General features: G+C 61.1%; 14 protein-coding genes. 9 read left to right on the top strand and 5 right to left on the bottom strand.

Features of this window, described 5'->3' with window-relative positions; genetic code table 11:
* Positions 1–9 precede the first annotated feature (9 nt).
* The 3 genes from NCR98_RS17500 to ehuR form a co-directional block, all read right to left on the bottom strand.
* Positions 10–1,023: a cyclodeaminase gene (locus NCR98_RS17500; RefSeq protein WP_250493514.1), complete on the bottom strand. Its 1,014-nt coding sequence runs from the start codon at positions 1,021–1,023 to the stop codon at positions 10–12.
* Positions 1,023–1,991 carry a hydroxyectoine utilization dehydratase EutB gene (eutB, locus tag NCR98_RS17505; RefSeq protein WP_250510144.1) on the bottom strand — a complete coding sequence of 323 codons (969 nt, stop codon included), beginning with the start codon at positions 1,989–1,991 and terminating at the stop codon, positions 1,023–1,025. The genes NCR98_RS17500 and eutB overlap by 1 nt, the downstream gene beginning before the upstream one ends.
* 94 nt (positions 1,992–2,085) lie before the next feature.
* Positions 2,086–3,510 (bottom strand): MocR-like ectoine utilization transcription factor EhuR, encoded by a 1,425-nt coding sequence (gene ehuR, locus NCR98_RS17510; protein ID WP_250467292.1) that lies wholly within the window; start codon positions 3,508–3,510, stop codon positions 2,086–2,088.
* Positions 3,511–3,725: 215 nt separating this feature from the next.
* Here ehuR and ehuB point away from each other — a divergent pair, with 215 nt between their 5' ends.
* The 9 genes from ehuB (at position 3,726) to NCR98_RS17555 (ending at position 11,192) form a co-directional block, all read left to right on the top strand.
* The gene (gene ehuB / locus NCR98_RS17515) at positions 3,726–4,580 is read left to right on the top strand and encodes an ectoine/hydroxyectoine ABC transporter substrate-binding protein EhuB (RefSeq protein ID WP_250467293.1); all 855 of its coding nucleotides are present in this window, start codon (positions 3,726–3,728) and stop codon (positions 4,578–4,580) included.
* A 57-nt stretch (positions 4,581–4,637) separates the two neighbouring features.
* Complete coding sequence (gene ehuC / locus NCR98_RS17520) at positions 4,638–5,321, top strand: ectoine/hydroxyectoine ABC transporter permease subunit EhuC (RefSeq protein ID WP_250526799.1); 684 nt, start codon at positions 4,638–4,640, stop codon at positions 5,319–5,321.
* Positions 5,318–5,986, top strand: coding sequence for an ectoine/hydroxyectoine ABC transporter permease subunit EhuD (gene ehuD, locus NCR98_RS17525; RefSeq protein ID WP_250467295.1), 669 nt, complete (start codon positions 5,318–5,320; stop codon positions 5,984–5,986). The genes ehuC and ehuD overlap by 4 nt, the downstream gene beginning before the upstream one ends.
* 67 nt (positions 5,987–6,053) lie before the next feature.
* Complete coding sequence (gene ehuA / locus NCR98_RS17530) at positions 6,054–6,878, top strand: ectoine/hydroxyectoine ABC transporter ATP-binding protein EhuA (RefSeq protein WP_284503872.1); 825 nt, start codon at positions 6,054–6,056, stop codon at positions 6,876–6,878.
* Positions 6,879–6,946: 68 nt separating this feature from the next.
* Entirely contained in the window at positions 6,947–8,503 is a 1,557-nt protein-coding gene (locus NCR98_RS17535) for an FAD-dependent oxidoreductase (RefSeq protein ID WP_250526800.1), read from the top strand.
* Positions 8,504–8,572: 69 nt separating this feature from the next.
* Entirely contained in the window at positions 8,573–8,965 is a 393-nt protein-coding gene (locus tag NCR98_RS17540) for a DUF3175 domain-containing protein (RefSeq protein ID WP_250510148.1), read from the top strand.
* A 189-nt stretch (positions 8,966–9,154) separates the two neighbouring features.
* Positions 9,155–9,322: a hypothetical protein gene (locus NCR98_RS17545; protein WP_250526801.1), complete on the top strand. Its 168-nt coding sequence runs from the start codon at positions 9,155–9,157 to the stop codon at positions 9,320–9,322.
* A gap of 115 nt (positions 9,323–9,437) precedes the next feature.
* Complete coding sequence (locus NCR98_RS17550; protein WP_250526919.1) at positions 9,438–10,688, top strand: PQQ-dependent sugar dehydrogenase; 1,251 nt, start codon at positions 9,438–9,440, stop codon at positions 10,686–10,688.
* Positions 10,689–11,192, top strand: coding sequence for a hypothetical protein (locus NCR98_RS17555; RefSeq protein ID WP_250526802.1), 504 nt, complete (start codon positions 10,689–10,691; stop codon positions 11,190–11,192). It abuts the gene before it with no gap.
* A gap of 18 nt (positions 11,193–11,210) precedes the next feature.
* Here the strand turns inward: NCR98_RS17555 and NCR98_RS17560 are convergent, their stop codons facing one another.
* Both NCR98_RS17560 and nadE read right to left on the bottom strand, forming a co-directional pair.
* Positions 11,211–13,433 (bottom strand): hybrid sensor histidine kinase/response regulator family protein, encoded by a 2,223-nt coding sequence (locus tag NCR98_RS17560; RefSeq protein WP_250526803.1) that lies wholly within the window; start codon positions 13,431–13,433, stop codon positions 11,211–11,213.
* Between the two features lie 72 nt (positions 13,434–13,505).
* Positions 13,506–14,375 carry an NAD(+) synthase gene (nadE, locus tag NCR98_RS17565; RefSeq protein WP_250526804.1) on the bottom strand — a complete coding sequence of 290 codons (870 nt, stop codon included), beginning with the start codon at positions 14,373–14,375 and terminating at the stop codon, positions 13,506–13,508.
* Positions 14,376–14,489: the final 114 nt, after the last annotated feature.

Raw genomic sequence — 14,489 nt, forward strand, 5'->3', positions numbered from 1 at the left:
TCCCCTCTGTCAAAGCGTCACGTCGTTGTGAAAGATGCTTCCTGCACGCGTCGCGCGTGCTCTTGCAAGCGCAAGTGCTGCAATGGCCGTGTCCTGCGCGCCGGTGCCGGTGAGATCGCATACGGTGATGTCGTCATCGCTCATGCGGCCTTGCACTTGCTGCGCGATGATCTGTCCCAATTCGGCGAACGATGCATCGGCGGCGATAACCCCTGCGCTTATCGCGTGATGTAGTTCGCCAAGCACGCGCGTTTGCTGCAAGCGGTCGCACACGTAGCGCGCCGCCTTGAACACGTCTGGCGCAATCTCGTTCTTGTGCTCGGCATCCGAACCCATCGCGGTGATATGCAAGCCCGCATGAAGATCGCGGGCGTGAATCAACGGCTCGCGGCTAGGTGTCGTGGTGATGGCGATATCCGCATGCCTGAGCGCGTGGCTCACGCTATCGGCGACAGCCCATTCAAGGCCCGCCGCTTCACAATCGCGTGCGTAGTGCAACGCGCGCTCGCCTTCGCGGGCCCACACGGTCACGTGATCGATGTCGCGTACCAGTCGCAACGCTTTGAGTTGAAGGCGCGCCTGTTCGCCCGCACCGATGATCGCCACGCGTTTGGCGTCATGTCTTGCGAGCCAGCGTGCGGCGACAGCACCCGCTGCCGCCGTGCGTACCGCCGTGAGATAGCCGTTGTCGAGCAGCACGGCTTGCGTCAGTCCCGTGCGCGCCGAAAGCACGAGCATGAGACCGTTCAAGCTCGGCAAACCCAGAGAGGGATTGTTGAAGAAGCCAGGACTGACTTTGATCGCAAAACTCAGAAGACCCGGCAAATAAGCGGTTTTTACGTCGACTTCGCCAGCGTGTTCGGGAATGTCGAGGCGAAGAATCGGCGGCATCGCCACCGCTTCTGTCGCAAGCGAACGGAAGGCAGCTTCGATCTGTGCGATCGCATCGAGGTCGAGCGGCACGAGTTCGCGCAGCTCCGCTTCGCCTAGCAAGATGGTGGAACGATCGATTGAAGACGTCATCAAAGCGCTCCAATCAGGCGGCGGTGCGTATCGATATCGATGTTGCAACCGCTCACGACGATAACCACTGGCCCACCTTCACGCGGCCTGATGGCACCATCCAGCACAGCCGCGATGCCGACGGCCGCTGCGCCCTCCACCACGAGCCGCTCTTCGTTATATGCATGTGCAATGCCGCGAGCAATCGAACGCTCATCGAGGAGCACCATGCGATCGATCAATTCACGTGTCATCGCGAACGTATGCTGGTTGTCGAGACCAATGCCGCCGCCGAGCGAATCCGCCAGCGTCTCGAGTTCATCGACGAGAACGGGTTTGCCCGCCTCGAGGCTCGCATGCATGGCGGCGCCGCGTTGCATGGATACGCCGATCATTTCGATGCCTGGCCTCATGCCTTTTGCCGCGAATGCCACGCCGCTGAAAAGACCGCCGCCCGACAGGGGCACGACGATAGCGGATGCGTCGGGAAGCGCTTCGATAATCTCCAGACCAATGGTGCTCTGCCCCGCAATGACGCGCGCATCGTCGAAAGGCGGTACGAACGCATAGCCTTCTTCGCGCACCAGGCGCTGCGCTTCGACTTGTGCATCGTCCTGGCTCTTGCCTGCAATCACGACGCGCGCGCCGAGCGCCGCGACCGCATCCACCTTGTTCGCTGGCACAAGCGATGACATGCACACTGCGGCCTCGATTCCCAGCGCGCGCGCCGCATGCGCGATCGCACGGCCATGATTACCCGTCGATGCCGTCACGACACGCTTGCACCCTGCTTCCGCGAGTTGCGCCAATGCGTTGGTCGCGCCGCGCAACTTGAAGCTGCCGGTAGGCTGAAGCGTTTCGAGTTTGAGGTAGACAGGTGCGTCTACAACGCGCGAGAGTGTCGCCGACTGCACGAGCGGCGTGACGAGCACACGCCCTTCGATGCGTTGGCGTGCGCGATAAACATCGTCGAGCGTGAGTGCGGACATGGCGCGATTGCATTGAGCAAGTGTCGATGCAACCGAGTCTAATGTCCTAAAAAATCGTTTTGAATTGTCCTAGTTCATTTCCGCGCATGCGAGATTAGTTGAAGTCGTGCACGTGCGGAAATTGCTCGAAGACTTCGCGAATGGTCTCTATGGCCGTGCGAAAGCTCGCCTCGCCCACTTCGGCGCCCACGCACAGACGCACCGCATTGGGCCGCTCAGCGCCGCGCACGAGAAACGGATCGGGCGATGTCACCGCGATATTGCGGTTGCGCAGTTCGCGCGTAATACGTTCCGCTTCCCATTCATCCGGCACGCGCAGCCACGCAGAGAGCGCGTTCGGATGGCTGCCGAGCACATATTCTCCCAGCACTTCACGCACGACACTCTGACGCATCGAAAGCCGCTCGCGTTGTATCTGCACGAGACGTTGCGCCGTGCCGTCCATGATCCAGCGCGCGGTGACTTCGGCTATCGGCGAGGTCGCCATCCAGCTCGATACGCGCAACACGCTTTCCGCGCGCAAGGCAAGACGCCGTGGCACGGTCATGAAGCCCGTGCGCAAGCCGCTTAACACTGACTTCGTCATGCTCGTGCAATAGAACGCCAGTTCGGGGATCAGGCTTGCTATCGGCGTCTGCGCCTTGGCGGGCAACGCGCCGTAGACATCGTCTTCGATGACATACACGCCGTATCGCTCTGCAATGCGCGCAATCGCGCGCCGGCGCGAGTCGGTCAAGATGGCGACCGTGGGATTATTGAGCGTCGGTGTGCAGACCAGTGCGCTTACGCGCTCGCTGTCGCACATTTCCTCGAAATGTTCGGGACGTATGCCATGTTCGTCGATTTCCAGTCCCTTGAGCGTGAAGCCGAGCACGTTCGCGGAGCCTATGACGCCGTGATCGGTCAGGCTCTCGCAGAGCACGGTATCGCCCGGTCCGACAATGGAAGCAAGCGCCAGAAAGATGCCGTGCGCAGCACCATTCGTGACTAGGAGCGTCTCAGCGGTCGCAGGCATGTTGAGCGATTCGAGCCAAGCAACACCCGCTTGCCGATGATGCTCGAAACCCGCAATCGGACGAAACGCGCGTATCCAGGGCTGATCCTCGATGGTTGCAAGCGTCGCGCAGACCTTGCGCCACATTGCATCGTGTTCGGGCGTATGGACGATACGCGCAATCGAAAAGTCGACCACGGAGCGCTCGGCCGTATCGAGCATGTAGTTGGACATGGTTTCCGTGACGCGCGCCGCGACGAAGCTGCCGCGCCCGACTTCGCAGCGAATCAGCCCCTGGCGCTCGAGTTCTTTATAGGCATTGGTGACCGTCTGCACGCTGATTTCCAGATCCGCCGCGACCTCGCGTTGCGGCGGCAAGCGTGCGCCTGAAGCCAGTGTGCCGTTCTCGATATCCAGCGCCATCGCCTTGACGAGCCGCTTGTATTTCGACTGTACGCCTTGCACGGTGCGTACGGCCTCGCGCCATCGCTGATTCAATTTCCACTCCTCGTGCGCTTGACTCATGCGCAATAGTGGCGCAAAAGCTCCTTGAAAAATAATTGTCCTAGAGCAATCGGAACAAATATATGGCTTTGTATTCTGCATCGGTGGCTGCGCGGTAAAGCCTGTGAAGACCGCTTCCTATAAGGGTTTTCTCCATGACCGATCTAGCCGCAGCCTTCAAGGAACGCGCGCAATCGACCATACGAACGCTACCAACGCTATAAACGGAAAACGCTATGAAGACCAAACGACTGTCTGGAATGCTGGTGGCCGCATGCGTCGCCGCGGCGAGCTTGAGTGCCTTCAGCGCGGGCGCTGCCGCGGAAACCACCTTGCAACGAATTCAACGCACCGGCGAGGTGCGCATCGGCTATGCGAACGAAACGCCCTTCGCCTATACGACGGCCGACGGCACCGTGACGGGCGAATCGCCGGAAATCGCCAAGAAAGTATTCGCCAAACTGGGCGTCAAGAAAGTCGATGCGGTGCTGACAGAATGGGGCGCGCTCATTCCGGGCCTCAAGGCAGGCCGTTTCGATGTGATTGCAGCGGGCATGTACATTACGCCCGAGCGCTGCAAGCAGGTTGCTTTCGCCGATCCGCAATATCAAATTCCCGACACGTTGCTGACGCTCAAGGGCAACCCCAAAAACCTTCACAGTTACGCCGATGTCGCCAAGCAAGGCGACACGAAACTCGCAGTAATGGCCGGCACGGCGGAACTCGGTTATGCACGCGAGGCGGGCATCAAGGACGACCAGATTCTTCAGGTGCCCGATACCACCGCGCAATTGCAGGCCGTGCGCGCACGCCGCGCCGATGCAGCCGTTGGCACCTCGCTCACCATGAAGGGGCTTGCGACGAAGGGCGGCCCGCTAGTCGAAGCAACGAGCCAGTTCAACGACGACCCGAAGCATACGGGCTATGGCGCACTCGCCTTTCGCCCCGAAGACACCGATCTGCGCGATGCGGTCAACAAGGAACTCCATGCCTGGCTCGGCACGGACGATCATCTGAAAACGGTGGGACCGTTCGGCTTCGACAAGACGAATCTGACCACGAAGAAAGCGCCTGAACTTTGCGGCGGTTGAGCAGAGATACATTCGGTACAGGCGCGCGTCGCGTCGTTCATTTAGCGAGGAACCGTCATGAGTGACCTCAATGAGCTACTGCCGCTGATGTGGAAAGGCACGCTCGTCACGATCCAGATCGCCGTGCTCAGCATCATGCTTGCGATCGTCATGGCGGGCATCGCAACGACGCTGCGCGAAGCGCCTTATCGTACCCTGCGCTGGCTTGGCAATGTCTATGTCGAAGTCTTTCGCGGCACGTCCTTGCTGGTGCAATTGTTCTGGCTGTTCTTCGTGCTGCCCTTGCCGCCCTTCAATATTCAGTTGACGCCCTTTACCGTGGCCATCGTTGGTTTGGGTTTGCATTACGGCGCTTATGGCTCCGAGATTTTGCGCGGCGCATTGCACTCGGTGGCAGGCGGACAATACGAAGCAGCACTGGCACTCAACATGCCGGCATGGGTCAGGCTACGCCGCGTCGTGTTGCCTCAAGCCATGATCATTGCACTGCCGCCCGCCACGAACCTCATGATCGAATTACTCAAAGGGACTTCGCTCGTGTCGCTGATCACGCTTTCGGACCTGACGTTCCGCGCGCGACAACTCGATGAAGCGACCTTCAAGACAGCGGAAATCTTCGGGCTGACGCTGCTGATCTACTTCGTACTGGCGCAGATCATCGTCACGGTAATGCGTCACTTCGAGCGCCGCGTAAGCAGTCACGTCGCCGTTCGTCGCGTCGCGCCGAGGGCCGCATCATGACGACATTCGGTCAACTCTTCGATGTGACATACGCGCTGCATATCCTGCCGGAACTGCTGCACGCCGCGATATACACCATCGGCATCACGCTAGTGGGGTTTGCCATCGCGCTGGTGCTGGGCCTCGTGCTCGCAATACTGCGACGCAGCGAGATCGTTTTCGTCTCGAAGGCGACGGCTTTCTTCATCGAGTTTATTCGCAGCACGCCGCTTTTGATTCAGGTGTATGTGCTCTTCTACGTTGCGCCGCTTTATGGACTCACCATGTCGGCGTTGATGGCGGGCACCATCGGCATTGCCGTGCACTATGCGTGTTACGTGTCGGAGGTTTATCGCGCAGGACTCAACGGCGTCGCGCGTGGACAATGGGAAGCGGCCTGTGCGCTGTCGTTGTCGCCCTGGCGCACGTATGGCGGCGTGATTCTGCCACAGGCCATTCGTCCCGTGATTCCCGCGCTCGGCAATTACCTCGTCGCCATGTTCAAGGACACGCCCGTGTTGTCAGCCATTACCGTGGTCGAATTGATGCAGCAGGCGAAGAACATCGGCTCGGAAACCTTCCGCTATCTCGAACCGATCACCATGACGGGCGTCTTCTTTCTGATCATCAGCGTGACTTTCGCTTCGGGCGTGCGCCACCTCGAACGGCGGGTCAGGTTGCCATGATTTCGCGCGGAGACACGATGGCTAACCCGGCGGATGGCGCACAGTAATGGAAATCAAGGAGCAACCGATGAAACGAGACCTCGACCCGTCGTTAGGCGAAGCCGCCGACGCGCAAGCCAATACGCCGATGGTGCGCTTTCGCAACGTGACGAAGCGATACGGCGCGCTTACCGTACTCGATGGACTCGATCTGGATATCGCGCGTAACGAGAAGGTCGCGATCATCGGGCCGAGCGGCTCGGGGAAATCCACGCTGCTGCGCGTGTTGATGACGCTCGATCCCTTGACCGACGGCGTAATCGAAGTCGATGGCGAGTCTCTCACGCATGAGATGCGCGGCGGCAAGCTCGTACCCGCGTCGCAACGACATGTGCGGCAAGTGCGCAGCAAGATCGGCATGGTGTTTCAGAGCTTCAACCTGTTCCCGCACATGACCGCGCTCACGAACGTCATTGAAGCGCCTACGAGCGTGCTAGGTCTTTCGAAGAAGGAAGCAATCGAACGTGGACGCGAGTTGCTATCCATGGTCGGTTTGTCGGAAAAATGCGGTCACTATCCATCGCAATTGTCGGGTGGACAGCAGCAGCGCGTAGCCATCGCGCGGGCGCTTGCCATGCGCCCTAAAATCATGCTCTTCGACGAAGTGACCTCCGCGCTCGATCCCGAACTCTGCGGTGAGGTCCTCAATGTCATTCGGCGCTTAGGCTCCGAACATAACCTCACCATGTTGATGGTCACGCATCAAATGGGCTTTGCAAAAGACTTCGCGGATCGCGTCTGCCTCTTCTCAGAAGGAAAGATCATCGAGCAGGCCGCGCCGCAACAGTTCTTCACCGCGCCGCAACATGAACGCACCAAGCAGTTTTTGCGCGCGGTCACTGAGGCGCTCTAATCCAAGCATTCAGTTGGCAAGCGGTCCGGGAATTGCTTCCTGCTCCGGGATAGACACCGGAGAGTGCAATGTCCCCTTCCCAACATAAGGTCGCTCGCGTGGACGACTTGCCCACCGGGCACGGCACGCGTGTGTGCATCAAGCACGATGCGAGCGAAACACCGATTCTTCTCGTGCGCGACGGTCAGGCCGTGCACGCCTTTTCACCCGACTGTCCGCATGCAGGCGCGCCGCTCGAAGAAGGCGCGATCTGCAACGGCCGCATCGTTTGCCCGTGGCACAAGGGCACGTTTGAAGTCAGTGATGGCAGTCTCGTCGAGCCGCCGGCGCTCAAAGGTCTGACGCGTTATCCAGTCACCGTTTCGAATGGCGATGTATTTGTCTCGCTTGATGCCGAAGCGCCGAGGATGCAAGACGAGCATGGCGCGGATAAAACCATGCTCATCGTCGGCGCGGGCGCCGCAGGCGCCGCGGCATGCGCGGCGCTGCGCGAAGCCGGCTTCAGCGGGCGTATCGTGCTCGCTGGCGACGATGCACGCGAGCCTTACGATCGCACTTCGCTAAGCAAGTTCGTGCTGTCCGGCGACATGCCGCCCGACGATGTTCCGCCCCTTCTTGACGACGATTTCTTCGACGCTCATAAGATCGAACGCGAATTGACACGCGCCGTGCGACTCGACGCGAGCAACAAGCAAGCCGAATTCGCCAGCGGTCGGACAGTCGATTACGACGCCGCGCTCGTTTGCACGGGCGGCACGCCCAAGCCGCTCAAGGCGCCGGGCTCGAATCTGAAGCATATCCATCTGCTGCGCAATCGCGAACATGCAAAAGAGATTCTTGCATCGCTCGATGCAGTGCAATCACCTGTGCGCGTCGTGATCGTCGGGGCGAGTTTCATCGGTCTGGAAGTGGCTTCGTGTCTTCGTAAGCGCAAAATTGAAGTCACTGTCGTCGCGCCCGGCAAGGTGCCATTCGCGAAGCAGTTCGGTACGCGCATCGGCGAGATGTTCAAGCGCATGCATGAACAAAACGGCGTGACGTTCCATATGGATACGCATGTCAGCGCGTTCGAAGGCGACGACGCCGTGCGCGAAGTGCTGCTCGAATCCGGCGAACGGCTACAGGCCAATGTCGTGATTGCGGGAACGGGCGTGACGCCGGCTACGGACTTCATCACTGGCGTCACGATGGGCGACGACGAAGGCATGGAAGTCGATGCGTCGATGCTTGCCGCGCCGAGTCTCTACGCAGCGGGCGACATCGCGCGCTTTCCGTTGCCGCGTGCCGGTGCAATGGGTCGCATCGAACATTGGCGCGTCGCCCAGCAACATGCGCGCGTGGCGGCGTACAACATGGCGGGCATCGCACGCGATTACATCGGCGTGCCTTTTTTCTGGACCTTTCATTACGACAAGAACTTCGAGTATCTCGGCCACGTCAGAGAACCCGAGCACGTCGAAATAGATGGCGATCTCGATCAGCAGCAGTTCATCGCTTACCTGCTGAAAGACGGCGAGGTTCGCGCGGTGGTCGGATGCGGGCATGAAGCCGCCATAGGCCGGCTTGCCGAAGCCATGCGCGAGCCGATCACGCTCGAAGCCGCACGGCGCGTTGCGAGTAGCTAAACGGTCGATGGCGCGCCGCCCCATTGCTCGACACAACGCAGAAATTATTTGGCTTAAGAGGAATAGGCTATGGCAACTCGAAAGACCAAGACGAGGACGAGCAAGGCGAAGCCTCGCGGCAAGTCGAACAGCACGCGTCAGCGACACGGCCTCGCTACCACCGGTAAAAAGTCGACAGCGAAACCCTCGCCCAAACGCTGGTCGCATCATGTGATGGAGACCAGCGACGCAATGGATATCGAGGGAAGTATCTTCAAGACCGGTAACGCGGACGAGATCGCGGATTCGTTGAAGCGCTCGTCGACCAGAAGCAAGCGTCGCAAGGGCTCGCCGTTTCAATCGGCCATGGCGATGCTGAATTTTTATATCAACCGCGCCGGGCGCAATTTGCCAAAGTCACGCCGCAGCACGCTGGAGCGCGCCAAGAAGCGGTTGCGCGAAGCATTCGGACGCAAGCCTTGAAACACGGGCTCGCGCAATGCGAGCCACTGCAACACGATCGATCAAGGCTGACGTTGTCCGCCGTTATATCAACGGCTAGTGCTGCGTATTCGTCTGAGCATCGGGGCGCACCTGAGCGGGAGACCGTCCTATCGAGGGAACGACTCTTGCTCGCTCGTGGATTACCTACCGCAGAAGACAGGAGACACCATGATTGAAGACCCACCGCTCAGCCCCGGCGACGAAGCCGAACCCGGCGCGCCCGGAACCGGCGAAGACCTGTGTCCGGCCTGCAACGGCTCGGGCAAGCTCGACGGCGAGAAGTGCGAAACATGCGGCGGCACGGGCAAGGTGACGCAAGGTATTGGCGGCGGCTGAGACGACTCTCAGCGTTGCAGTCCCTGCCAATCTCCTGGAGACCAGCTTGAACCTGCACCCTCTCACGCGTACCGCTGCGCTGGTCGTGGCGCTTGCGGCCACGAATACTGTTGCAATGGCCGACGACTACGCGCCTGGCTTCGGCCCGGACCCGTCCCTGCCCGCGCCGCATAAGTCGATGTTGCCAACCGTGAACATCGCGCCTGCCAAGCCCTGGCAGCAAGGACAAATGCCCATTGCGGCCGCAGGGTTCAACGTTACGCCTTATGCAACCGGTCTAGATCATCCGCGCTGGCTCGCCACGCTTCCCAACGGCGATGTGCTCGTCGCGGAAAGCAATGCGCCCGCGCAGCACGATACAAACGCGGGCATCAAAGGCCTCGTGATGAAGAAGGTGATGAAGCGCGCGGGCGCGGCGGTGCCGAGTCCTGATCGCATCGTCCTCTTGCGTGACTCGGACGGGGACGGCATAGCGGAAACGCGCACGGTGTTCATCGACAAGCTGCATTCTCCGTTCGGCATGGTGCTAGTCGGTGACGATCTCTACGTCGCCGACACGGACGCTGTCATGCGCTACAAGTACGAAACGGGCGCCACGCAGATCACGACAGCGGGAGAGAAGTTCATCGACTTGCCTGCTGGCCCGATTAATCATCACTGGACCAAGAACATCATCGCGAGTCAGGACGGCAAGCGGCTTTACGTGACGGTCGGCTCGAACAGCAACGCCGCGGAAAACGGTATCGATGCCGAAAGCGGCCGCGCGGCGATCATGGAAGTCGATGTCGAATCGAAGCAGACACGCCTCTTCGCCACGGGCTTGCGCAACCCGAACGGCATGTCGTGGCAACCGCAAAGCGGCGCGCTATGGACCGTGGTCAACGAGCGCGACGAACTCGGCGACGACCTCGTGCCCGACTATATGACCTCGGTCAAAGACGGCGCCTTCTACGGCTGGCCGTACAGCTATTACGGCCAGCATGTGGATGACCGCGTGAAGCCGCAGCGCGACGAGCTCGTGCTATCGGCCATCCCGCCGGACTATGCACTCGGTGCGCATACGGCATCGCTCGGACTCACGTTTTACGATGCCAAAGCGTTCCCGCAGCATTACTGGAGCGGCGCGTTCATCGGTCAGCATGGCTCGTGGAATCGCAAGCCGAGGAGCGGCTATAAGGTCGTGTTCGTTCCGTTCGATGACGGCAAGCCATCCGGTCCGCCCGAAGACATACTGACAGGCTTTCTCTCCACCGATGGCCACGCGCTCGGCCGTCCCGTCGGCGTCGCGGTGGACCACAGCGGCGCGTTGCTCGTCGCGGATGATGTCGGCAATAGCGTATGGCGCGTTGCGCCGGCTGCGAAGTAAATGGCCGCGCGCAAGCCCAAGGCGAAGGCCGTCACATCGAGCTTGTTCGCGCTCGCCGAACGGCAGATCGTCGGCCTTTACGACGCCGGCGTGCTTTCGCCTGCCGTGTTGCATCACGTGATCGCGGCTTACGCGAACAGCGCGATCGACTGGAGCGAAGCCGCTTCCCTGCGTACCGTCGACGATCGCTCGGTGCACGAAGCCGTGGTGCTCACCATGATGCCGGGCCGCCCGCTGCGATCGGCGCAAAAAGACTTCATGTCGGTGGTGGAACATCTCGCGGCGGGCGCCGGCGCGAGCGCCAAGGCTGCGGCGTCATCCGACGAAGCGCCCGAAGACGACGAAGCGCTGCTCAATCAGCTTGGCGGCAAAAGCAAAAGCAAAAGCTCGAGCGGGACGGCATCGCGTTCATCGAAGGCAAGCGATGAACCAAGCCAACGCAAGTCCGCCGGCTTCAATCCGCTCGTCGGCGCGCGCGGGTTCTCCACTCACGACAAGGGCTAAGACGCCAGCCCGGCGTCTTCAGTGCGGCACGCCCGGTGCGACCACATCGACGAGATCGTCCATGTCGAAAGGTTTCGCGAGAATCGGCACATTGAGATGCCTCGCACGGTCCAGTTCGTCCGCATAGCCTGTCATGAGAATGAGCTTCTGCGCGGGCAGTCGCTGCGTGATCTGCTCGGCCAGATCGACGCCGTTCATGCGACCGGGCATCTGCACATCGGAGAGAATCAGGTCGAAGCTGTAGCCTTCGCCGAGCAGCGCAAAGGCGGCATCCGCGCTCTCTTCGTGATGAACGACACAGCCCAGCACTTCGAGCACGGCCATCACGCCGGCGGCGACATCGACGTTGTCTTCGACAACCAGCACGGTCAAGCCACGCAGCGGATGCTCTTCGTCGTTGAACGATGGCGCCGGGCGCGGCGCTTCGGCCTTCGGCACGGGCGCCACGCTCACAGGCGGATTGTGAACCGGAACGGGCACCGCCACCGATGCCGCTGCATGATGACGCGGCAAATAAAGCCGCACGGTCGTGCCCGAGCCCGGCACGCTCGTGATACGCGCGGTGCCCCCCGCCTGCTCGCAAGCCGCGAGCACCTGTGTCAAGCCGAGGCCCGTGCCCGCGCCGCGCTCTTTCGTCGTGAACAGCGGCTCGAAGGCGCGACGCAATACCTCTTCGTTCATTCCTTCGCCGTTATCGGTCACGGAAATGAGCACGTATTCGCCTTCGGGCAAGTCGCTTTCGCCGTTGCGCACGCGCGCGTTCTGGCAACGGATGACGAGACGCCCGCTATGCAACATGGCCTCGCTTGCATTGACGGCGATGTTGACCAGCGCCAGCTCCAGTTCGACCGGATCGGCCCTTACCCGCCACAAGTCCGGCGACAATTCCACCTTCACCGAAACGGACGGCGGCACCGCGCTCTTGACGAGATCGAGCGTGGTCTTGAGCCAGTTGGATGGATCGAGCAGCTCCTGCTTTTGCGGATGCTTACGCGCCACGCTCATCAGGCGGCGCGCAAGCGATTCCGCGCCCGCCGTCGCACGCTCCACCGCAATGACTTCGCTTTCCACGCCGTTGAAGTGCTTGCGCCGCGCGAGTTCCATGTTCGAGCCGACGACCATCAGCAAGTTATTAAAGTCGTGCGCGACGTTGGCGACGAGATTGCCAAGCGCGCCCATGCGCTGCAATTGCCTGCTCGACGCCTCTGTCGACAGCCGCGAAGCGACTTCCGACTGCCATTGCTCCCACGCCACCTGTTCGGCGTTCAGACGGCGAATGGAGAACGCAATCAAGAGCCACACGACGATGCAAGGCAGCGCCGCGATGGCGGCCACGAGCCCGAGGTGCTGACGCCAGCGCATTTGCAAGGCTGAAGCCGCGTAACCCGTCGCCACGTAGAGCGGAAAGTCGCCGACGCGCCGGTAGGCAATGAGCCGCTCGACGTTATCGACCGTCGAACTCATGCGCGCTTGTCCATAGACTTCGTTATTGCGAAAGGCGTTGGTGAAGGGCGTGTTGTTGGCAGGCTGCGCGTCGACGTCGCTCAAGGGATAACGCGCGAGAATGCCGCCATCGCGCCGGTACAAGCCGATGACGAGCGCGCTGTCGCTCGCGGCGAGTTCGCGATAGAAGTCGACGAAATAAGCGCGTTTCAGGGCGATCGACACGACGCCGAGAAAGCGTCCGTCGCGACTGATGCGGCCCATGGTCGTGGTGAAGACATCGGACTTCGCGACCTTGCCGCGCAGCGGCAGCGAGAAGTACGCGACGGGCGCGACTTCGCGGGCGGACAGAAAGTCGTCACGATCTGCAATCGATACGGTGGGCGCGGGATAGAAGCGGCTGCTGGCCAGCAGAACGCCATTCGCACCGAACACGGAGATGGCCGCCACTTGGGCGAGCGTCCCGCTCATGCTGTCGAGCGTGCGATGCAGCGCTTCCTGACGGCCCTGGATGTTGGCGTCGTCGCTGTCGCCCAGTAAGTCGACGATGCGCGTTTCCAGTTGCTGGTTGAGATCGACCACCTTAATGGCATGTTCGTTCGCAACGCGCGAGAGGCGCTCGGTAAGTTCTTCGGCGTCCGAAAAGCGGCGCTCGTGGTCGTAGTAGCCATAAATACTGAGGCAGACTAACGGAATGACGACCGAGCCGGCCAGCACGAGCATCAGCACCCGGCGCGTCAGGGCGAAGTTACGCGTGGGTAGCGGCAGATCGAATGTCGCGGTCTCTGTTGAGTTCAAGCGTTTCGCCCTGCGATGAAATCGACGGGTATATCGTAACCGGTGCGCGCCCGCCGTCCAAGCGAACGCGGTTCAGGCGTGGCAAAGCGCGCCCTTGCGCCAGTCGTCCTGAGGTGTTATTGGCAGTACGCGTTTGTGATGCGTCGCGCCGTGAAAGCGATAGATGGTCTTGTAGACTTCGTCGGATACGCGCTTGCCTTCGAGGAAGTCGTCGATGTCTTCGTAAGAGATGCCGTAGCTGTCTTCGTCGGGCTTTTGCGGCGTGAGCGTTTCGAGATCGGCGGTCGGCACCTTCATGGCGATTTCATCGCTTGCGCCAAGCGATCTGGCAAGCGCGCGCACGCGGCGTTTATCGAGGCCGTAAAGCGGCAGGACATCCGCGCCGCCATCGCCGTATTTGGTAAAGAAGCCCATCACGGACTCCGCCGCGTGATCCGTGCCGATCACCACGCCCACGCGCGCGCTCGCCACCGCGTATTGCGCGATCATCCGTTGGCGCGCCTTGATGTTGCCGAGCACGAAGTCCTCGTGCTTCTCGTCCATGTAGCGCGCGCCCGAGAGGTTGAGCGAAGCGAGCATGGCGTCGGCTGCGGGCTTTACGTTGACCACGAGCGTCTCGTCGGGCCGGATGAACGCAAGCGCGCGCTGCGCGTCGGCTTCGTCGCGCTGCTCACCGTAAGGAAGGCGCATGGCGATGAAATGCGCATTGGCGCCGCGCGCGCGCAAGCGTTCGACCGCGAGTTGCGCAAGACGCCCCGCCGTCGACGAATCCACGCCGCCGCTGATGCCGAGCACATAGGTCTTGAGCTTCTGCGCTTCCAGATAGTCGGCGAGAAACGCGATGCGGAATTCGGTTTCGGCGGCTTCATCGAACGACGGCGAAACCTTGAGTTCCTCGATGATCGATTGCTGTCGCGCGGCGTAATCGGAATCGTTGGTCATATTCGCGGCCCGGAAAGTTTGCTGTCCCGCTGTCCCTTTGGAACACGCGCTCATGCGCCCGGCTCCGCCTTGAGTTTTATCACATCGGCACGCGTTTGACGGGCTTACGCAAGC

This window comes from Caballeronia sp. GAWG2-1, from assembly GCF_023631405.1.
GTDB lineage: Bacteria > Pseudomonadota > Gammaproteobacteria > Burkholderiales > Burkholderiaceae > Caballeronia.